The sequence below is a fragment of the Flavipsychrobacter stenotrophus genome (assembly GCF_002954265.1).
Lineage (GTDB): Bacteria > Bacteroidota > Bacteroidia > Chitinophagales > Chitinophagaceae > Flavipsychrobacter > Flavipsychrobacter stenotrophus.
Genome location: NZ_PPSL01000010.1, coordinates 76,343 through 100,277, shown reverse-complemented (window position 1 = coordinate 100,277; position 23,935 = coordinate 76,343). Strand labels below are relative to the sequence as shown.

Below are 23,935 nucleotides of genomic sequence, written 5' to 3'. Positions count from 1 at the left end.
GCGGCGATGCTCTTGGTTACAACCTTACGGGTACACTTTATATGGCTGCTACCACAGCAAGTGGTAATACAAATATCCGTGGTTATGTATCTGGAGCCGCAGTTTCAACAGTTGCTGCCGTACCTGTGTTTAATAACATCACCGTCAATAACGGAACGACGTCAACAGTAGCTTTTGCACCATCAACAGGTGCTGCAACCTACACCCTGATAGGTAGTCTTAATATAGCTTCAACCGGCACAGGTGCATTGTTACTTAACCCAAACACCATCAATATCGGTGGTAATTTTACACATACTTCATCTACAAATGCATTTACTGCGGGTACAAGTACAGTTATCTTCAACGGTGCTGCTCCTCAAACCTACACTACTAACGTTGTGGCTGGTAATACATTCAATAACCTTACTATTAACAATGGCAGCACTATTACATTGAATGGGATAATTAATGTAACCAATACAATTGGTCTGATTAATGGAGTATTTGTTACCGGTTCTGGCGCAGTTAGCCTATCTTCAGCTGCAACAGTAAGTGGAGGCGGAACATCATCTTATGTAAAGGGTAATTTATTTAAGGCAATGCCTGCTGCAGGCACTACTTCAATGACCTATCAGGTAGGTGATCTTACCTATAGCCCTGTTAAACTTACATTCAGTAGTTCTATTAATAGTGGTTCAATAACTGTAAAATCAACATCAGGTGCTCATCCGTCGATGTCTGGTTCATATGTTGATGCGAGTGCGGCAGTCAACCGTTACTGGACAATTACTCCGGCAGGTGTTGCACCATCAACTGTCAATATTGATTTTAGCTATAATAATGGAGATATAGCTGGAGGAGGTGCCAATGGTGGATTTATTCTGAGGCAATATAGCGGATCAACATGGAGTACTATGCCATTTGTAAGTAATAGTACGTCTGGCACAGCCCCATTGTTGCCAAATGTTACAACTACAACGGGTACATCGGGTGCATCATTCAGCGGTGACTATGTTGTAGGTAACGCATTGTGTTCAACCCCATCTGGAGGCACTACTGCCGCAACCTCAACAACGGTGTGTAGCGGCAGTAGTACTACCCTTAGTCTCTCCGGCGCTTCGGCTAACTCCGCAATAACCTACCAATGGCAATCTTCACCGGATGGGATAGTTGCCTATACTAATATTTCAGGTGCTACTTCAGCCAGCTATTCTGTTACACCTGCAAGCACAACGTTTTATAAATGTCAGGTGACTTGCCAGCTAACTAGTAATACTGCATTATCTGCACCTATAACCATCAATACCGGTACCGCACCTTCATCGGTGAGTGCATCTATATCTGCTACGACTATTTGCGACGGTAGCAACATTTCGCTGGTTGGATCAGCAACAGGGGCTACTTCGTATTCATGGAACGGACCAGGAGGTTATACATCAACCAACCTTAACCCGGCATCGTTCACTGTTAATACTGCTTCATCAGGTGTATACACGCTATCAGCAACCAATAGCTGCGGTACATACACAGCACCAACGGCGGCTTTGATCGTTTATGCAACGCCAACAGCTGTTACCGCAACTGCAGCATCAACAGCATTATGCAGTGGCAATGGCCTTGTACTCAATGGCACAGCATCCGGCGCATCAAACTACTCGTGGGCTGGACCTGACAGTTATTCTTCTACAGATCTTAACCCTGCTTCCATAACAGTTGGAACAGCTTCTGCGGGAGTATACACCCTTACTGCAACAAATATCTGCGGTACGCTTACTGCGACAACAGCATCTGTAACTGTTAGCCCTGTTCCTTTTGCAGTAATAGCAACTGCATCTGCAACAACACTTTGTGCTGGTAATGTGCTGACCCTCACAGGTTCCGCGTCTAGTGCCACCAGCTATTCATGGAATGGCCCCAATGGATTCACTTCCAGTCTGTTGAATCCTTCTTCATTTACTGTAGGCACAGCATCGGCCGGTAGCTATACATTTACCGCCACTAATAGTTGCGGTAGTAATACTGCATCCGTTACAGTAGCTGTCAATGCAGCCCCTACCTCAATTACAGCATCTCCGTCTGCAACTACATTGTGTGCAGGTACAACGCTCACACTAACTGGTTCTGCCGTTGGCGCAACAAGTTATGTCTGGAATGGCCCAGGTGGTTACTTCGCTCCAACAGCCGTGGCTTCGTTCGCGATAGGAACGGCTAATGCAGGTTCGTATACCTTAACTGCAACAAATTCTTGTGGATCAACTACAGTAGCTACTACTTCACTTTCAGTAACCGGTACACCTACCGTGGCAGCTATTTCTGCAACAGCTACAACAGTGGGTATTGGTGGCACGCTTACTTTATCTGACGCTACACCTTCAGGTACATGGAGCAGCACCAACGCTGCTATCGCAACTGTGTCGCCAAGTGGTGTAGTCACAGGTATAGGAGCTGGTGCAGCAACAATTTCCTATGCGGTTTCAGGATCATGCGGCGTGAATGCAGCTACTCAATCTGTCCTGGTGACTCCTTCGGCCATCGAACTTGTTGGCTGGAATGTGAGTACAATGCCAGGAGGAACAAACAATTTTGGATCATCACCATTATCACCGACCACCACAGCAAGTAATATAACCTTACCGCAGACACTGACAAGAGGCACAGGTATCGGCACAACCGGCTCAGGTGCTGCCCGCGGATGGGGAGGCACCGACTGGCAGAACAGTACGGTAGCAAATGCGGTAACAGGAAATGATATCGTAACATTTAGTATGAAGGCTGATGCCGGGTATGCTGTCAATCTCTCATCATGTACTATCGCATATCGCCGCTCTGGAACTGGTCCGGGCAATGGGGAATTGCAATATTCTATTGATGGCACTAACTTTAGTACCGTAGTTGCGCTTTCTTATCCTACCACTTCTTCTGGAGGCAATACGATCAGCGGAATTAATTTATCCTCTATTGCTTCACTTCAGAATGTACCAAGTTCAACAACAGTTACTTTCCGCATTGTCAATTACGGTGGTACTGCAGCGGCAGGAACATGGTATCTCTTTGATGTAGCTAATACCCCCGCATCAGACTTTTTCATACAGGGTTCGGTAGTTTGCTCCGGAACTCCGGCTGCGGGTACAGTTGCTGTCACCGGCACGTCTACCTTCTGTAATAGTGGTGCTACTTCGTTGACCTTCACGCCTGGTGTATCTTCAACAGGAACATCTTACCAGTGGAGTTCAAGCAACGACGTTGCATCTACATCGTTCACACCAATATCAGGCGCAACCTCTGGTTCTTATACTACAGGTACGCTTACAGATACAACTTATTATAATGTAGCAACTACTTGTAGTTATTCAGGACTCACTGCAACAACAACAAATGCTACGATAACAGTTAATCCGTTACCGGTAACACCTGCAGCCATAACTGGTGCAACAACAGTTTGCGCAGGCAGTACGGTCACATTGTTTGATGCAACTTCCGGTGGTACCTGGACATCAGTGACGCCAGGCGTAGCAACTATAAGCTCCGCTGGCGTAGTTTCTGCAGTTTCTGCAGGTACAACGGTGATATCATATACTATGTCAACACCATCATGTGGTTCGGCTTCTGCAACAACTACGCTTACTGTAAACGCACTTCCATCGGCAGGAACAGTCACTGGTCCGGTCAGTGTTTGTGTTAGCACGAGCTCGCCATTCACAAATACAGCTACAGGCGGTACATGGTCAACCAGTGATGTTGCAATAGCAACCGTTAGTGCATCCGGAACAGTTTACGGCGTTGCATCGGGAAGTGTTATTATTTCCTACACGAATACCAATGGCTGCGGTACAGCTTATGATACAATGATGATCGCTATTAATACATCTGCATCGGCTGGTGTTATCTCCGGTACAACATCAATATGTCTGGGGACATCATCTACGTTGTCTGATGGTATACCGGGTGGTACCTGGAGCAGTGTTAATAACAGTGTTGCCACGATCACTTCAACAGGCATCGTAACCGGTGTGACCGCCGATACGGTCACTATAGCTTACACAGTTAATACTTCCTGCGGAACAGCCGTTGCAACCACAGTAGTAACAGTGAATCCTATATTGTCTGCACCACCGGCTATTACAGGCACACTATCTGTTTGCCCGGCAGCAACAACTACACTAAGCGATCTTGCATCAGGCGGTACATGGACTACCAGCGATCCGTCAATTGCAACGATCAATTCAGTAGGAATGGTTACCGGTGTTACTTCCGGTTCTGCAACCATCACTTATACAATAAACAATCTCTGTGGTTCGGCCTACATCACTACACCGTTTACAGTCAACCCGCTACCGGTAGTCGGTGCAATTACAGGTTCTGCTACAGTTTGTAATGGTTCTTCTGCGTCGCTTAGTGACATTACTTCCGGCGGAGTATGGACAAGCGGTTCACCTGCTATAGCATCCGTTAATTCATCAACCGGAGTTGTTTCAGGCCTTACATTAGGTAATGCAACAATTGCATACGCTGTCACTAATAGCTGTGGAACAACCACTGTAAACAGAAGTGTCAGCGTAATTACTGTGCCTGTTTTATCTACAATTACAGGAGCTACAATGGTGTATAATGGAGCTTCCACTACGCTCAGCGATACCGCGACCAGCGGCGCATGGACTAGCAATAATCCTTCAATAGCTACTGTAGGTGCAACTGGTATAGTAACTGGTTCTTCGCTGGGTACAACAACAATCACGTACTCGGCAACAAACAGTTGCGGAACGGCGTTTGTAACATCACCAATGACGGTGCTTACTCCGGTAAGTGCTGCTGCTGCTTTCTGGAACTTTACCGTTGGATCTGGATCTACAAGCCAGGCGACTAGTTCGTCAAGTACAAATGTTTTAGCGTCAAATTGTATCGCATCAGTTGGTAATGTAAACGGAACAGTTACAGCAATAAGCAGTACTTCTGCAAGTACAACACTTTCAGGTTACTCCGGAGGAAATAATATTGGTAACGCCGCATTCACTGGTACTTTAAGTTCTACCAGTTCATACATTCAATTTACATTAACTCCTAACTCCGGTTACTTCATCAATATCTCAGGTATGTCATTTGCTTATCGTGGCACAGGTACCGGACCGCAGGCATATACTATTAAAACAAGTGCAGATGGTTATAGCTCAGCAGTCGCTACGGGTTCACTATCTAACACAAGTACTTGGTTAACTGCAACACCAACATTTGCATCTTCAATTACTGGTGGTTCATCTACCTCTCTGACTGTAAGAGTTTACGGCCACTCCGGCACCGGCAGCCCTGGAGCGAGTACAATTAACTGGAGGATGGATGACGTAAACATCAACTTTACTGCGAATCAAAATATATGTTCTGGTACTCCTGCAGCCGGAACAGCGGCGATCACTGGACCAGCTGCAACATGCGGCACAGGCTCTACATCTTTGACATTTACGCCTGGAGTAAATGCATTGGGTACTACCTACCAATGGTCAGAAAGCAACTCAGCAACAGGATCATTTACACCTATTGCTGGTGCAACTTCAGCAGTGTACACCACTCCAACACTTACTGATACCGCTTACTATGTGACTACAACCACATGTAACTACTCAGGTTTGTCAGCTAACACTGCTGTAAATACTGTGAATATTAACGCACTGCCTACTATAGCGTTGAGTGCAGCCATGCCAACCGTATGTCAGCCTACAACGTCAGCACCGGTTTCGTTCAGTGCATCTACGGGTAGCCCTACCACCTATAGTATAAACTGGAATGCGACCGCTGACAGTGCAGGATTTACAGACGTAACAGGAGCAACACTGAGTGGCAGTTCACTACCTTTAGTGATGCCGGCTACAGGTGCTGTTGGTACATTTACCGGCTCACTCACTGTCAGCAACGGTATGTGCACAAGTGCCCCGTACACTGTAACCACCAACATCCTGGCATACCCTACAGCAACGGTTACGTCGCTTGATGTACCATGCATAGGTCATTCGGGAGTTGTTTATGTAACTGGTACACCTTCTGACGCTATCTGGTACATGGTAGATAGTGGTACTATTATCAATACAACGATATCAGCAGGAGGTACATTCACAATTTCAACTGGTGTCATTTCTACGCCTCATAATTATTCAATTGTGAGTGTTGCCAATGCGGTATGTACAACCTACGTCGACACTGTTGTTTACGTAAATCCTACACCTATGCAATGGATAGGCGGATCTGCAGGACACCTTACAGATTGGAACTATGCCGGTAACTGGGCATGTAATACGGTTCCTACTATTAGTGACAATGTAACTGTTGACTCCGGCACATATATTCCTATCATATCAGGACCGACAGCCGTAAATGCCCTCGATCTTAAACTTGGCCAGGGTGCAACGCTCGTCCTGAACACAGGCGCTGTGCTGAATGTAAAGGGAATGATAGATAATAATGGTACGGTGTCAGGCGATGGTAGAGTGATAATGAACAACACCACTTCACAGATAATAAAAGGCCGAGGAACGATCAGTAATCTGGAATTGAACAACGCTTCAGGTGCTGCTGTAGACTCCGGTGCACGTCTGGTGATCAGCAATACGCTTTATATTACATCAGGTACATTGACTACAAGTGACAGTCTTGAACTGGCATCAAGCGACTCAGTAACTACAGCTAGAATTGCTGAATTACCTGCAGTTGGTGGCTCTATATCAGGAAAGGTAAAAGTGGACCAATATGTGCAGGGTCACTATCGCAGGTTCCGCTTCTGGAGCCATCCATTCGATGCAGCATTGTCTCTTAGCCAGATACAGAGCTTTATTGACATAACTGGTCCGGGAGGAAGTGTGAACGGCTTCCGTTCTACAAGCTCAAATGCACCGTCGGCATTCAGGTTAGATCCGTATACCGAGAACGACACACTTGGCTACGATCCGGGTTGGAAACCATTTACAAAGATCAACGCTTTTGCTGCCGATAGTAACAAGGTGCAACCATATCAGGGTATTCGCCTTTTCTTCAGAGGTAAGAAAGGAGAAGGTCTCGGCTACCTTGGTTATTTGGGTATGTACAATCCTTCTGCTACAACGGTTAAAATGCTGGGGAATATTAACCAGGGGCCACAGACCGCATTTATGCAACAGGGACATCTTGACCCGGACCATCAGTCATTCAACATGATGGGTAATCCATACCCTTCTCCAATAGATATTGGTGAGGTTATATGGCGCGCAGCGCAATCCGGTAATGTTCAGGGCGCAGCCTTCTATGTATGGGATCCTACCCTTAGTGCGGGTGGTAACTTCATAACTATACCTATCGGAACAACGTCGCCGGTACATTATAATATAAGTGCGAACACCTGCTTCCAGGTACGTGCAGGACATGATGGTGACTCACTGAACTTTGTGGAAAGTGACAAGGTAAGTAGCTTTGATAATTACTTGTTCAAGGCACCATCTGATTACCTGACGCTGAATGTATATGATAGTAACTACCACATATGGGATGCACTTAATGTACAGTTCAACGATAAGGCGACCGACATTGAGGACAGCAAGTTTGACGCTGTTAAGCAGCTGAATGCAGACTTCACATTTTACAGCCTTTCAGCAGATAAACGCAAGCTGGCTATCGATGCACGTCCGTTTGAAGCAGAAAAGGTTGTACCATTGGGTATCTCCAGTGCATACGATCAGCGCTTTATCATTAGGGCCGACAATTTAGCGGTACCTAAGGGAACCACAGTATTCCTAAATGACAAACTGCTGAATAAACTTACTGAACTGAAACCGGGTACCGAGTATGCCTTCACCATCACTAAGGACAAAGCAACACAGGGTGACGCAAGGTTTGAGTTAAGCCTCAAAGCAGCTACTGCACCTACAGACAATGGCCTGCATGTAACTATGACGCCAAACCCTGCATCTGACGATGTACACATTACCTTCACTACTACTCAGAAGGAAAATGTAAGTGTAAGAGTTATGGATATATCAGGTGTAAATGTCTATAACAAAGACCTTGGTGTACAGCAAAATGGCACAGTAAATGTTTCATTGAGCAATCTTGCTGCAGGTATCTATATGGTAGAACTTACATCGGGAGATAAGAAAGTACTGCACAGGTTGGTTAAGGAATAACATCATGCGATCAGTATCCTAATGGATACTGATCGCATTTTACTAAAATTCTGTGAAATAATATTCCGGTAATATTAGACAGTGAGATTTGCAACTAACGCTGATTATCAACTCCTTAATGAAGAAAAGCCTACTTATTCTATTCCCGTTTATTATCCTTTTATCGGTAGGAAAGGGTAGGGCGGTCACTAAAATTAAGCAAGTTGGTTTTAGACTATTAAAATCCATACCGGAGCCATCTGATATTGTCTTTGACAGTTTGAACGGACACTATTATGTAGTTAGTGACCACGGCCAATTGTTTGAGTGCGATTCCGTATTTAAAGTTTTGAGAGTGGCAGAAAAGGAAGGGCTTGATTTTGAAGGCATAGAGATTAGGGATAGTTTTATTTATGTGTCGGATGAAACTCCCCGCGAGATATATAAGTACAAAAGACGTGATCTTACTTTTGTTCAAAAGTATAGAGTTTCATGGGGAGGGGCAATGAACAAGGCGTTCGAGTCAATTAGTTTCAATTACAAGAAGAACTGTTTCGTTTTAATCGCACAACAGCCTCCTGTTATTGTTGAATACGACACTTCATTTAAACAGATATCAAAGTATAATTTCACTAATGCCCGGAGTATAGCTGGCGCAAGATGGTATAATAATAAATTGTACTTACTAAGTAGTCTCGACGCTACGATACTTGTGTGTAATCCAACTACTTATAATGTAGAATCTACATTCAGCGTAAATGTGCTGAATCCCGAAGGTTTGTCATTTGATAGTAAAGGCAGGATTCGAATCGTCTCTGACGATACACGCAGAGTTTATTATTTCAATCAACTACCAATTTCAATACAATGATAAAACAGCTCTTCTCAGCAACAATTCTGGTTGCAGGAACTTTCTTAACTGCACATGCTCAGTACTCTGAATTTGATGGTAATCCCGCGGCAAGCCAGTTTACACTCAGTTCGGATGCCAATACCCTTCAGATAGGGGGGCGCATTTCCGGCTACTACGAGAATCGATTGCTAAAAGATGATTCCAACTATCTGAAGAAATCACATAATGGTTGGGCTGTTAAAGATTTTGATATCGATATTTTGGGGAAAACTGCCAATAAGTTTGTTTATGAATTTCATGCCAGTCTTATAGATCTTGTCACAGCAGCTGCAACAGGTAATACCGCTGCTCCTCAAAATTCCGGAATAAAGGAAGCCTATATTCAGTACAAAGGTTGGCCGGTGAAAATTAAGTTTGGTTACGATAAATTGCCATATTCTCAAGGTTCAATGAGCGACGTGTGGGGCACTCCCTTCTGGAGCCATGCAAATCTTTATGGCGGTGATCTCTTCTCTAGAAGAGACTTTGGCCTTACTTTAAATTATCGTTTTCTCAACGACCGCTTTAATGCTTATGCAGGAGCTTACAGCGGCATGGGCGAGAATTTTTTCGAATATGGAAATGATGCGAGCGGCCGTTTCGAATATGTTGGTAGAATTGAATATTCATACCCGGCCAAAATGAAATACAATCTAATAGATGAAGAGAACGCTACCGTCCCCGTTTTCAGAATAGCAGCCGACGCGCGTTATGCTGACAAAACGCAACCTAAAGGTAGTTCCATATACACAGATGCACCTGACGCCCCCGGTGCCTACGGCTTGAAAATAATTGATGGCAAGAAACTGGGGTATGGAGCAGATGCAATAATAAAATATAAGGGTTTTTCGGCAACAGCTGAGATCCACTATACACAGTTGAAGCCGACAAACCTTACAGATGGTCTCTACAATGGTACTGACGAATCTAAGAATAAGAAAGTTGTAAATTCCGGTGGATTTTGCCTGGGCGGTAATTACAACTGGGAAAAGAAGCACTCAGTATTCTCTGTTATGTATGAGGAAATTAATGCCAATGACCTCTATGTAGGTATCCAGGACTGGATGTACCTAGCATATGCTTACAAGTTCAGTGGTTTTAATTCTGTTGCCAAGATAGAATACTACATGCCGGTGACTGAAGATAAAGCACAGGCACCTCTGCATTACACTGGTCAATTACGTGTTGGTTATCAAATAGTGTTTTAATCCTCTAAAGAAAAATATTTTTTATATGAAGCGCATACTACCTATTGCAATTGCTTTTTGTTTTTCTGCTTGTGTTAAGGATCGCGTGAGCAACGCATCTACCGGTCCTGTGGTGATTGGCGATCGCAAGCTCATACATTACTGGAGTTTTAATAACGGTAGTGATGCTGCTACACTCGCCATCCCCGACACAACTATTGGCGGGGGAACGATCACCTATTCGTTGGCTGGCGCGGGAATAGTAGACAATGTAAATCCTGGATCCGGCCTCAACCTTAGAATGAGTCAAGACACAGGCTCAGGACTCAGAGTTCGGAATCCATTTTATTCATGGGTACTTCATACGCCCACAACTGGATTCAAACAACCTATTATTCAATTCACTGTTCAAAAATCTAATAGTGGACCGGCATCAAATAGTATTACCTACACGACAGACGGTATCAATTATACCTCGGCGGGCCTTAATGCCACCTCAGTACTTATAACTACTGAATGGACACTATACTCAGTTGACTTTTCATCTATTTCTGCTGTCAACGACAATCCTCACTTTGCCATAAAATTCTCCAATTCTTTAGCAGATACATCTGGAGGCAACGACAGATATGATAATATTTCCATTGACGCTTATGCAAAGTAATTATATTGGATAGACGGACATTATCTTATTTTGGTGCGTGCATAAAGAAAATAACCACGCTTATTTTCTTTATGCACTTTACTTGTCTAGCGCGCGGTCAAAAAGACACAGTGCGGGTTATGGGTTATAACGTGCTCTATTATGGAGACAGGCCAGCCTGCCAGGGGCCACATAGCATTTATCACAGTTACTTGAAAACAATTGTCTCCTATTGCAGTCCGCATATATTAGCCCTGGAAAAAGTTGCCGCAATTCCCATGTTCCTGGGAGATAATTCCGGAACAGCTCCAGCGGGTTTTGCTGATTCAATTCTCAGATTCGCACTTGATTCTGCATTTGCGAACAGATATGCCTATTGCAGTTATACTAACGATGCTGCAGCCGACAATATCTCATTATTGTTCTATGACAAGACCAAATTCGGCTTTACAGGAATAGTCGTAACTTATAGTAATGTTACCGATTTCAGCACGTATAAGCTTTACTACAAATCATCAGGATTAATAACGGGAGATACAATATTTCTTTACGTAACGCTAAATCACACGCAATCGGGAAACTCATCAACTACCAGAAATGCGCAGATAAGTGGAGAAATGAGCCAACTGGCCAGCATTTTTACTGCCTTGCCAAATATGCTTAATATGGGAGATTTTAATACACATAACAGTAGTGAAGGTTGCTATCAGACACTTGTATCCCCATCTAATCCGGCTTTTGCTTTCAGCGATCCTCCATTCTACCCAGATGCTACCTATGTCTATCCTGCAGATTGGGACAATAACCCTTTAGATTTTGCAAAAAACTTAACTACGTCAACGCGTTCATCATCGTCCGTGCCAAATTCATGTGGTACAAGTGGAGGTGGAAAGTCTTGGTATGATCATATTTTCCTTTCACCACCATTAGTTTCAGGTACTATGCGAATGCGTTATATTCCACATTCTTATTTTGCAGTTGGTAACGATGGAAATCGAACCGGGATTTCCATTAATGGTTTACCTGTCAATACATCAGCACCTGCTTCCGTTATACAGGCAATTTTTCAGATGTCCAACAAATATCCGGTAATGGCTAGTCTTGAGGTGGATACGTCTACTTTGGTAAGTATAGTGAGTACCCGCTTGCAGTCATCTTTTGCTGTGTGCTATCCTGTCCACCAGCAATTGCGAATTAGGTTAGAAGGGTTTGAAAAGTACAATACTATACGGGTGGAAAGCAAAGATATGCTTGGCCATAATATTTCCGAAAATGAAGTGCCTTCAGCAGATGGCATTATTCAGATCCCATTTAATGGTCCTCCGGGTTCATATATCCTCGAGTTATATAATGGGGGCTCGCTATTGGGCAAAACATTATTCACTAAATAATTGCGCTGCATTAATATGAAAAGAGAAAGACCAGGCAATTGCTTGAAGATAATTATGCTGACCATTTTTTTGCTTACAACTACCCTCATTTCTTTTGCAGGTGTAGACACCATTAAGGTTATGGCATATAATGTACTGTACTACGGAAACGGTTGCCAGGGTCCGGATGCAGAGTATCACAACTATCTCGCAACTATTATTAAGTTCGCTTCACCAGATATCGTATCGTTGGAAAAGGTAGCTTCAATAAAGCGCTCGTCGGATGATGAATTTGGTGTAGCACCTTATGGCTTTGCTGACTCCATGATTAAATACGCATTTAATACAGCTTATCCAGGTCGCTATGCCTATTGCACAATAACAAATGAAGCCAGGGCCAATAATATCTCGGTTTTGTTTTATGATAAAACGAAATTCAATTTCTCAAACATAGTATCTACCTACGTTAACGGAACCGACTATAACACCTATAAACTATATCATCTTTCATTAACTGGAGACTCCACTTTTTTATATGTAACATGCAACCACACTAAATCAGGAGATGAATTTGAAGAAGTAAGGGAACTACAGGTCAGCGGTACGTTTCAAACCCTGAAGCACCATTTTAAACAGCCTGGCAATCATCTCTTTCTCGGTGATTTCAATGCTCGATCTTCCTCCGAAGGGTTTTATCAACAACTGACCAATAATACCGACACATTATTCAATTTTTTTGATCCTCCATTTTTCCCCGATAGACAACTGAAATATCCAGCCGATTGGGACCACAACAGTCAGTTCACAAGGTATTTTACTACGTCAACCCGAGAGTCAGGCTCTGTTCCTAATGCATGTGGATCTGGCGGTGGAGGCAAGAACTGGTACGATCATATTTTCATTTCGCGGCGCCTCGCTGATCAAAAAAATAACATCCACTATGTACCCCAGTCTTACCGTACTATTGGTAACGATGGCCAAAGATTTAAGGTTTCTGCAATAAATAGCAACGTGCATGCCAACAGTAGTGCTCCCAAAGAGGTGATTGACGCAATTTACCATATGTCGAACAAATATCCTGTAATGATCGATCTGCTGTTAGATGACAAACAAGGATCAAGTTATCCAGGCATCGAAACGGTATACCAGAATGTTATAGAAAAACAGGATATAGCGATCCTGTCTGCATCAGTTGATAAGATGATCATCTATTTTCCCGGTGAGCTTACAGGGCAAGAATTGACCATTGAGATTATAGACGAAAACAATAAGTCTATGCTTGAAAAGAAGATCACGATCAAAGACACTGAGTACAAGCTCAAATACAGTTTGCCACAAGGTAAATACTCTGTAAAATTCAGGGGGAGACACAACCTGGTCACAACTACTTGGATTAAGATTTAATAATGCTATTTTTCCTTAACATTAACTTTACAATTTAATAATACAATTTCATTTCTTTTACAGTCAAAATATATATTATGAAGAAATTTTATGCTTTTCTTGTGGCTACATGTATTTGTGGTACGGCCGCAAATGCACAGTCACATCTTATCCATTATTGGCATTTTAACAATTATACATTGGCGCAACATACCGATACAATACACGGTATTTCAGCAGATTATTCCACCATTAGCGTAACTACAGCAAAGATCCTGTATGCTAAAAAAGCTGGCACGTCAGCGGCCTACGCTACTTATATTGATTCTATACAAGTAGGGCCCGCTGATTATGATACTATCAATGCAAGGATGGGGGTACCAGACGCGGTAGCTTTGAGGGTGCGTAACCCTAGTGACAGTATGCACCTCTTGTTCTATATCCCGACCACCAACTATAAAAATATAAAGCTCACCTATGCTACACAATCTTCCAGCGTTACAAAAGGTCAGCTGCACCAGATATTCGATTATAGTGTGGATAGCGGCGTCACCTGGCGAACTTCAGGCTTGTCTATCCCTTCTGATTCTGCATGGCTTGTTTACAAACGTAGTACTATATCTCTTTCTGATATACAGGCGAACAATAACCCCAAACTGGTGTTTCGTATAACATTTAGTGGCAACGACACAGGTGTAAAAGGTAATAACAGGTTCGACAATGTAACCGTTGAGGGAGATACGCTTTCATCAGTATCAGTTAATAACGTTGTTAACAATGGGCACACCACGATCATCTATCCAAATCCGGTTCACGATCAATTGAATTTCGATCTGGTGATTGGTACAGCTAATATATGTGTGTTGAATATGCAAGGCCAGCAACAATTAGCCGCCGTAATTAATGATAAAGAAAGAAGTGTAAATGTTGGTCAATTGTCGCCGGGCATTTATTTCGTTATCGTAAAAACCACCGATCGCGAAGAAAAGATTAAATTCATCAAGCAATAAAAGAAATTATAAATTGATTTGAAAACAGGCCATGACAACATGAGCCTGTTTTTTTATGCCCTTAAAACTGCGGTGAATCTGATGGTGTGAGCCATCCTTGTAGCACTATGTAGTATTCAAAAAAATTGAGAGAGAAATGTAACACCATTGACGATTTTATAAACTAGCAGCTGATAAAAGGAAAGCAACTTTTATAAAGCCAATATAAGGCCCAAATTGCGATATTTTTTATCCCTTTTGGTACTTGAACTTTTTAACTGTTGATAGTTCGCTCCACAGGTAGCACTGCAACGATCGAAACTGTGCCTGTTTTTGATCTCATGTCAGTGATTAAAGCAAATGAGTAAGCTCTGAAAGAGCGACATAAATAGCGAGGGGCTTCAACCCCTCGTACTGAAACACCCCAAGACTCTAGCCCTGTAAGGGCGGCTTAACTATATAAGCCAAGTACAAAAGTCCTTAAGTCAATGGCATTACCCGTTAGCCGGCAAGAGTATTGTAGCAAAGCAGTCACTTCATTTAAACAGCTCCGCGTAGGGTCGCAACAATTGCAGCCCCGACTGTTTTACTGTTAAATGGTATTATATACCCCCTGCAACCGAAAACCTTAGACATCAAAAAACGTTTTTTAGAATTATCGGGCATAAAAAAACGAGGAATAGTTTGCAAACTATTCCTCGTACCCAATTCAAAGACTAAGAATTTAATGTATGACCATTTTCGTTGTATAAGTGATGTGCTTTGATCGGATGGTAACTAAATAGACACCTGTTGGTTGTCCTGACTGAAGTAGGGTAATTTTGTTCGTTTCAAACTGGGTTGAAAGAACTTCTCTCCCCGATATATCTGAAACAGATAATGTTCCACCTTCTTCTATAACCGAAGATACTTTTATAGACACTATTCCATCACTTGGATTCGGGTATAATGTTACAGAATAGTCTATTGGTTGTGTAAGATCAACAACACCAACTGGAATCTTGTAGTAAGACTTTTGCTCACAAAACAGGTGGCTAGTAACAACCCAAAAATACTTGTTTGCAAAATCCGGAGATGCATTGTCGTAATACTTTGAGTTTTCGCCAGTTAAGATCGTCGGTTCAAGCGTCAGCTTATCATCATAACCCCATTGATAGCTCGATTGGTCAGGATCGCACTCAAACCTGCCACCATTATAAGTAACTACCGGGTGGTCAATTGCTGAATTAGCAACCTCTACCTTAAAGGTGTCTCTCACTGGGCATATATTACCAGCGCTATAAGTAGCTAAATATACAGTTGCTTCACCTAAAAAAGGGAAATTAACTAGACAATATTGAGATCCCGTTCCTGTAGCGTATAGCTGGCAATTTGTCACCGACCATTGGTAGTAGTAACCTGATGAAGCGGCAGCGCCGGTGCCAAAATTTTGGTACATTGCGCCGGCACAAACCCACGATGGAGAGGTGGTTGTTATCTGCGGAATGCCCCCTGATACAGGTGCAGTATTCACTGATAGTAAGATTGTATCAAACGCCGACCCGCAGCTATTGGTCACGGTATAATAAATAACAGCACTTCCGAAGCTATTGCCGCTAACAATACCCGTTGGGGAAACGCCTGCAACACCTGTGTTGCTGCTAGACCATACCCCGCCTGGCGTAGCGTTGCTGAGTGTAAGTTGTGCTCCGCTACATACTACAGATCCCGATGATGTGGTAATAACACCAGCTACGGGCAATGGATTAACAAGCACCGGTACCGTAACGGTTATGATTCCGCAACTGTTGAGTACTGTATAGGATATCAATGTGTTACCCTGGCTAACTCCTCCTACAACGCCGGTGGCTGTTACACTCGCAACTGCAGTGTTGGCACTTTGCCATGTCCCTCCGCTGGTTGCATTACTTAATGATATATTTGAACCAACGCATACAGTAGTAGTACCTGTTATTGGCGTAATTGCAGCCGGAGTTACAGTTATTGTTACTGTAGTAGTTGCAGTTGCACACAGGTTGGTAACTGAATAACTAATTATGGCCGTTCCGGGCAATAAGCCAGTCACAACCCCTCCCGAAATTGTCGCAACTGTCGGGGAGCTGGTAGTCCAGACACCGCCTGGTGCAGCATCTGTAAGCGTTATCGTAAACCCGGTACAAACTGTTCCTGTACCGACTATTGTACCTGCATTGGGTAATGGCCGCACATAGATGTTAAATGATGAGCTGTCAGATCCGCAAGTAGGGGTTGTAACTTTATATTTAAATGTTACCGCACCGGATGCAACAGCAAAGACCGTCCCGGAAACATTCACGGTAGCAACCAACGGATTTGATGAAGTCCAGGTTCCTCCGGTCACCCCCGACGCTAGCAGCGTGGTAGCAGTACCCGGGCAAAGCGTATCAGTACCGGTAATGATGCCCGAAAATGGCAATGGATTGATATTTACAGGGTAGTAGGAGCTGGTGCTGCCGCAAGAATAGGTATATGCAGTATAAGTAATAGTTGCAACACCTGCCGTGGTAGATGTTGTAATTGCGCCACTGGTTGCATTTACCGAAACGAGGGACGACGAAGAACTCCATGTTCCAATACCAACAGATCCAGAGGTAGTAAGGGTAACGATATTACCTGCGCATACGTTTGATGCTCCTGAAATAGAACCTGAATTAGAAAGGCTGTTGACAACTACCGTTTTAGAAACGCTATCCGAACCACATGTCGGCGTTACCACTTTGTAGCGAATTACTGCGCTTCCCGTGCTTACACCGTATACAACACCAGATGCATTGACGGTAGATATGCTGTTATTGGCAGATATCCATGTACCGCCTGACGTTCCTGAAGAAAGCAGGGATATTGTAGAACCAGCACATACACTGTCCGCACCGGTAATAACACCGGCATTAGGAAGTGCATTGATGGTAACGTTGGTATTTGTTGTGGCACTTCCGCATGAATACGTGCTTGCAGTATATGTGATACTTGCCACTCCGCTGCTGGTACCGGCCGTTACTACTCCGGAAATACTGTTTACAGATGCCAGTGAAGAAGTTGTACTCCATTGACCTACGCCTGACGATCCGCTATTGGTAAGCGTTACCGCGCTACCAGCGCAAACAAATGAAGGTCCGCCAATAGACCCGGCCAACGGTAGTGGATTTACATGAATTACCTTAGTTATGCTATCTGCACCGCATGTAGCAGTTGTTACTTTATATTTTATAGTGGCATTGCCGGTAAGTACGCCACCAACTACACCGCTGCCCGTTACGGTGGCTATTGCTGTGTTTAACGAGGTCCATATACCCGCAGTTGTTCCCGTAGTAGCAAGTGATATGGTGCCGGCTACACACACACTATCCAATCCAGTAAGAGTACCCGCATTTGGTAATGCATTTACTACAACAGTCGTTGTGGTGGTGGTACTGCCGCATGCAGGGGTAGAAGCTGTATAGGTTATCGTTGCGCTCCCCGTGCTGCCTGCCGCTGTTAAATGACCAGTTGAAGCACCTATAGTAACCAGCGAAGAAAGCGAGCTCCATGAGCCTACTCCTACAGATCCACTGTTGGTTAGCGTAATGGATGAACCTGCACAAACAGATGAAGGGCCACCTATACTACCTGAGTTAGGTAATGGCTTTACTAAAATAGTTTTTTGTACGCTATCTGATCCACATGTAGGTGTAGTTACTTTATACCGGATGATCACACTACCTGCCACTAAACCGCTCACATTGCCTGCTGAATTAACGGTAGCAACAGACGGATTGGTCGATATCCAAGTGCCGCCTGAAGTCCCTGTACTTGTAAGAGATATTGTACTGCCTGCGCATACGCTGTCCGTCCCAGCAATTACTCCTGTATTAGGTTGAGGGTTCAGGGTAATGCTTGTTGTCAATGTTGTACTGCCGCAGCTAGCTGTTGTTGCTGTATAGGTGATGATTGCATTACCTGATGTAACTCCCGCGGTTAAAACTCCGGTTGAGCTGTTAATGGTCGCTAGGGAAGAGGCTGTACTCCAGCTACCTGAGCCTATACTTGTAGTGTTGGTAAGGCTGATAACTGATCCGGCGCAAACCGAAGAAGGACCGGCAATACTACCAGCATTAGGTAGTGGCTTTATTAAGATGTTCTTTTGTACACTATCAGACCCGCATGTGGGGGTCGTGACCTTATACCTTATGACCACGCTCCCAGCCGCCACGCCACCTACAATACCAAATGAGTTAACTGTAGCGATAGACGGATTCGCTGATATCCAGGTGCCTCCGGAAGTACCTGTACTGGTAAGCGTTATTGTATTGCCGACACATTCACTGTCTGCCCCGATAATTGATCCGGGGTTAGGACGCGAATTGATCGTAATACTTGTTGTAAGCGTTGTGCTGCCACACAAAGCTGTTGTTGCAGTGTATGTGATGATTGCATTCCCCGATGTCAGGCCGGCAACCAAACTTCCGGTAGAGCTATTAATAGTAGCTAGGGTAGAGGTAGTGCTCCAGCTGCCTGTACCTACACTGGTAGTATTCGAAAGGGTAATAATTGATCCTGCACAAACTGAAGTAGGACCAGTAATGCCGCCACCCGCAGGTAATGGATTTACAGTAATTGTTGAAGTCCGGATAATTGCACCGCATACATTGGTTAATGAATAAGTAATGGTTGTGGCACCAGATGTAACGCCTACCCCCGAACCTGTACTGGCAGAAATAGAAGCTATCGATGGATCGCTGGAAGACCAGCTTCCCCCTGGTGTGGTATCTGAAAGACTGAAGGTGCCTCCCTGGCATACATTTAACGACCCGGAGAATGGTGCTGGAATCGACGGACTGACAGTTATTGTTGCACTGCCCGATACAGATACTGTCCCAACCGATCCGGTAATTGAAACCAGGGAATAAGCATATACACTGTCGGTTCCTAAGGCTGTTAATGCCCCAGTATTCAAAACATTTACACCATTATTACCAAGCCTTAATCCATTATTCACCCCGTTAACAGAATACGTTATAGAATCACCTGGATTGCCATAAAAAGTTAGTGAGGTCGCAGTTCCTGAACAAATGTTAGTCCCCCCGCCGATTAACTTAGCGGAATTGCCCGGCGAGAAAGCCACTCCTCTGAAGATTGTGCCACTGGCTGCTAAGGCAAGTGTATCAACTATGTTACTGCCATCAGTCAATCTTATCAGGGCATTTACCCCTGTAGCTGGTGCTGTAGTGGCATATATGATATATGGCGTTGTTGTAAAATCAACAGTTATCCCCCTGCAAGGAATTGAACTGACGACTGGTCCGGTGGTAAATGACCCTGCTCCACCTGTACGTGTATATTTAATAATACCTACACCGTCGTCAGCAACATACAACGTGTTGTTGTCAGGGCTTATTGCGTAACCGTACGGGCTGGCCGTACCTGCTACAAGAGTACTTGATGTTCCCGACGCAACCGGTATCCCTGAACCTGCCATATAAATTCCGGGAGTACCACTATTAGTAGAATAATATAGCTGCCCATTAAATATTTGAACCACCCTTGTACTGCCAGAGGCCACCACTTGGGTGGAAGTTGAAGTGCCCATTATCCTGACTCCATTGGTTCCGCCCCCAGCACCGGCGCCATAATACCTGCCTCCCGCACTTGTTGCAGAACGGAAATTATTATTATTGAAAGCTTGCGATTGCGGCACATTTGAAACCACAAAGTAATTTCCTGTTGGATCTATAGAGAATACTACACGGTTAGCTCCTGATGAGCCAACAAGTGAAGCAGTGCCACTAACAGCATCGTAACCAGGTACTATAATATTAATTCGCTCTGAGTCAAGGGTCATATTGCCGTCTGAACTTGCAGACCCGCTAAGCGTAAGATTATTACTTCCCACTCCAGAAGGTAATGGCCAGGAACTTACCGGTGAAGATTGATTTAGCGTTGACGTATTGTATTCGCATATCGTCACCGGTGATGCTGCGCTGCTCGTTCCATTGATTTGCAACACAGACAAATTACCCAGCGTAAAAGGTTGTGCAGATAATTTATAAGAAAATGAAATTAGCAATAAAAATACTATATGTATATTTTTCTTTATCATGCAAACTAGATTTGGCTTAATAGACAAAGGTAAAAAGGGCAGAACAGATTGATTATTACCATATTATTAAGATTAATGACTCTTATTAATGAATCAATATTTACGAGTGGGTCTTGTACCACTTTAAGAAGAACCAAAATCTACTTCATATAAAGTAGGCGAGGGCCTACCTTCTGCATTAGTTTTTTTGAGCTGCACGACTTTTCATTAAGGTGCATTTCCAGGTATCAGGCATTGAATCTTTCTTCATCATGAGGAAATTGAGGGCATTTATACCAAGAAATATCAGGAGGGGCATTAGTTGTTCTTTTGAAGTGATCACTTTTCTAGAGAGTTATGAGGTTTGATTTTAAAAAATATTGTAAATATTTAAATTATAAAATATCTTCTAGATATTAGAAAAATAGTAGCCCGCATACATAATATTTCGTTAACTTAGGAAAAAGAAAATTGAACGAGATTATTGATAAGTATTGCTTTATGCATATTACAAGTACTCTCAATGATCTTATTAGCTTAATCCGAGTTGCTAAATAAGGCTCAAAATATCCTACTTTATGTCTAAATATATGTATGCGGTCATTTTATTTTTTTCACTCAATAGCGACGCTCAAACGTTTTCCGGCACAGGAGGTTTAATTCCTGATGCAGGACCTGCGGTATATTTTACACTTAATATTAGCAGTCTGCCTGTTGTCCCACTTAACCACACATTTGGTTTGGTGCAAGTCTGCATCCACATAAATCACACTTACGATGGTGACCTTGAAGCTAAACTGATAGCCCCTGATGGTACAGTAGTGTCTCTTTTTACAAATATTGGAGGGGGAGGTGCGAATTTCACTGGTACCTGTTTTGACTCTTCAAGCAGTTCACTTCCCCTTGGTGGCAGCACACCTCCTTTTACTGGCACCTTTCTGCCTGAGGGGTGTCTGGGAAATATTAATAATGGACAAAATGGCAATGGGGTATGGACTCTTATGGTTAAAGATGATGCTGCCTCAGACACTGGCTCTGTGATTGACTGGCAGCTTACTTTTGGAAGCAACGCACCAACCCCACTGGTTATCAGTTCAGACATCCCATTGGTAGTTCTCAACACAAATGGACAAACAATTCTTGACGGCACAAGAATATTTAGTAAAATGAAGATAATTGACAATGGTCTTGGTTCAGTCAATCATTCCACAGATCCAGGTAATGTATTTGACGGCAATATTGACATCTCAATTAGGGGGGCATCATCAGCATCATACCCACAAAAATCATATGTACTCACTACCTACCGGTCAGACACGTCTGCTGATTCTAATGTGGTTGTCTTTGGGATGCCGTCAGAGCATGACTGGATACTCTTATCAGGGTACAATGATAAATCCTTCATTCGAAATACATTAATGTTCACACTTTTTAACAGCATGGGACATTATGCTACGCGTACCCGCCATTGCGAAGTGATGCTAAACGGAGAATATGTGGGCGTTTATATTTTTGTTGAAAAGATAAAGCGTGATGCCAATAGGGTAAATATTTCGAAACTAAGACGGTCAGACACAACTGGAGACCAACTTACTGGTGGTTACATTATAGAACATAATTTCCCGATTCCGGGCTGGACCACTCATTATGCCCCCGATTCATGCAATACCCGTTTTTATGAATTTAAGTATAACTACCCGTCATTCGATTCTATACAGCCACAACAGGACATGTATATTCAACATGTGATAGACACACTCGAAAACCGACTTTATGGTACATCACCGATAGATACCACATGGGGTTACCGGCCAAAGATCAACACCTCATCTTTTGTTGATTATCTTCTATGTAATGAAATGTCCTGGAACAATGATGGTTTTAAGAAAAGCATGTTCTTTCATAAAAACAAAGATAGCCATGATCCTACGCTTCATGCTGGACCTATATGGGATTTCGACTGGTCATTGAAGCGAATGCCTTGGACACCACCTGATTATTCCGGATGGATGTATACAGAAGACCCCTGTAATGGTGATGTTCTTTTTCTGCCTTGGTGGAAAATAATGATGAGTGATACAATTTTTCAAAATGAAGTGAGATGCCACTGGGAATATTTCAGGCAGCATTCATTCCATACCGACTCTATCAATCGCTACATAGACTCAATGGCACTAATACTTAATCAAGCACAGCAACGCCATTTTACGCGCTGGACAATATTAGGTATTAATGTCGGCACTCCCGAAGCGCCACCATTCTCATTGTCATATCAGGAAGAAATCGACACGCTAAAATCAATAACCCAAAAACGTATGTTATGGATGGACGCCAATCTACCGGGTCATTGTTACAACCCATACAATCCAAACCCAGTCACTTCAGCAATTGCGATACAAAACACCAATACAAACATGCTCAAATGTTCACCGAATCCGGTTGTAAACACATTCAATATTAGCTACAAGGGAGATGGACCTACTACGCTGAAAATATATTCCTATTTAGGACAGCTAATACAATTTCAAAGAATATCGTCAACTTCCTTCGATCTGCCGGTCGATTGCAGCACATGGAGCTCAGGGATATACCTTGTAAGTCTACAGCAAGTTAACGGGGAGCAGTCTTTTATAAAAGTCATAAAAGAATAATCGCTTTAAAATTTGAAAATTAGCCAGTTATTAAACTGACATAATGCATTTAATAAATAGTGATTGTGCAACTAAATTTGAAACTATTCGCTCATAGTCAATACTCGGAAAATTGCTGCTGATCTTTTCAAATCCTCAATGAATACTTTCGATAGAAGTTCTAACTGGTTCACTTTTCAGAAAAGCCTCCCGAAAGGAGGTCTTTCTTTATCTGTCATTATTTTTTATCATCTTTCTGCTAAAATCGACAGGTATTCTATCGGTGCATTTACGAGAGGTTTGAGCAGGACATATAAAAAATACAATATCGTCTATTTATGGGCAGATACTTCCATGCATTCCCGCGATTACGCACAATAACACGCAATTCAATTCTTGGTATTTCCCGACTGCATATACTACAATCGAAAAAGTGAAGAGTGTCGAAACCTGCACGTAAATGAGGTATTCCGCTACTGGGTGGGATTTGTAATGGTTTTAGAGGAAAAAGCAAAAGGGAACGACAATGAAAATTGAAGTTCCCTTTTGCTGTAGGCTCGACAGGGGAAATGTCGAACCAAATCTTTGAGGATTTGCTGAAAATTTATCAGGTGGCAAAGAAGCTGGGAATATAGAGCATACATGCCTTGAACCTACACAGAGGACGAT

The 23,935-nt window shown here is 43.2% G+C and carries 9 protein-coding genes; 8 read left to right on the top strand and 1 reads right to left on the bottom strand.

What is annotated here, in order from left to right; translation table 11 throughout:
- Positions 1 to 41 precede the first annotated feature (41 nt).
- From CJD36_RS21990 to CJD36_RS21960, 7 genes are all read left to right on the top strand, one after another.
- Complete coding sequence (locus tag CJD36_RS21990) at positions 42 to 8,120, top strand: T9SS type A sorting domain-containing protein (protein WP_205685685.1); 8,079 nt, start codon at positions 42 to 44, stop codon at positions 8,118 to 8,120.
- Between the two features lie 118 nt (positions 8,121 to 8,238).
- The gene (locus CJD36_RS21985) at positions 8,239 to 8,970 is read left to right on the top strand and encodes an SdiA-regulated domain-containing protein (RefSeq protein ID WP_105041364.1); all 732 of its coding nucleotides are present in this window, start codon (positions 8,239 to 8,241) and stop codon (positions 8,968 to 8,970) included.
- Positions 8,967 to 10,199: a hypothetical protein gene (locus CJD36_RS21980; RefSeq protein ID WP_105041363.1), complete on the top strand. Its 1,233-nt coding sequence runs from the start codon at positions 8,967 to 8,969 to the stop codon at positions 10,197 to 10,199. Before CJD36_RS21985 ends, CJD36_RS21980 begins: the two co-directional genes overlap by 4 nt.
- A gap of 25 nt (positions 10,200 to 10,224) precedes the next feature.
- On the top strand, positions 10,225 to 10,842 hold the full coding sequence (locus tag CJD36_RS21975; protein ID WP_105041362.1) for a hypothetical protein: 618 nt from the start codon (positions 10,225 to 10,227) through the stop codon (positions 10,840 to 10,842).
- 191 nt (positions 10,843 to 11,033) lie between these two features.
- On the top strand, positions 11,034 to 12,212 hold the full coding sequence (locus tag CJD36_RS21970; RefSeq protein WP_133162757.1) for a hypothetical protein: 1,179 nt from the start codon (positions 11,034 to 11,036) through the stop codon (positions 12,210 to 12,212).
- Between the two features lie 54 nt (positions 12,213 to 12,266).
- Entirely contained in the window at positions 12,267 to 13,595 is a 1,329-nt protein-coding gene (locus CJD36_RS21965) for an exonuclease/endonuclease/phosphatase family protein (RefSeq protein ID WP_145959419.1), read from the top strand.
- A gap of 77 nt (positions 13,596 to 13,672) precedes the next feature.
- A complete protein-coding gene (locus CJD36_RS21960) occupies positions 13,673 to 14,584 on the top strand; it encodes a T9SS type A sorting domain-containing protein (RefSeq protein WP_105041359.1) in 912 nt (303 codons plus the stop codon).
- Between the two features lie 703 nt (positions 14,585 to 15,287).
- Here CJD36_RS21960 and CJD36_RS21955 read toward each other — a convergent pair.
- On the bottom strand, positions 15,288 to 20,657 hold the full coding sequence (locus tag CJD36_RS21955; protein WP_105041358.1) for a T9SS type A sorting domain-containing protein: 5,370 nt from the start codon (positions 20,655 to 20,657) through the stop codon (positions 15,288 to 15,290).
- Positions 20,658 to 21,214: 557 nt separating this feature from the next.
- On the opposite strand from CJD36_RS21955, the gene CJD36_RS21950 reads away from it, so the two are divergent.
- The gene (locus tag CJD36_RS21950; RefSeq protein WP_105041357.1) at positions 21,215 to 23,287 is read left to right on the top strand and encodes a CotH kinase family protein; all 2,073 of its coding nucleotides are present in this window, start codon (positions 21,215 to 21,217) and stop codon (positions 23,285 to 23,287) included.
- Positions 23,288 to 23,935 lie beyond the last annotated feature (648 nt).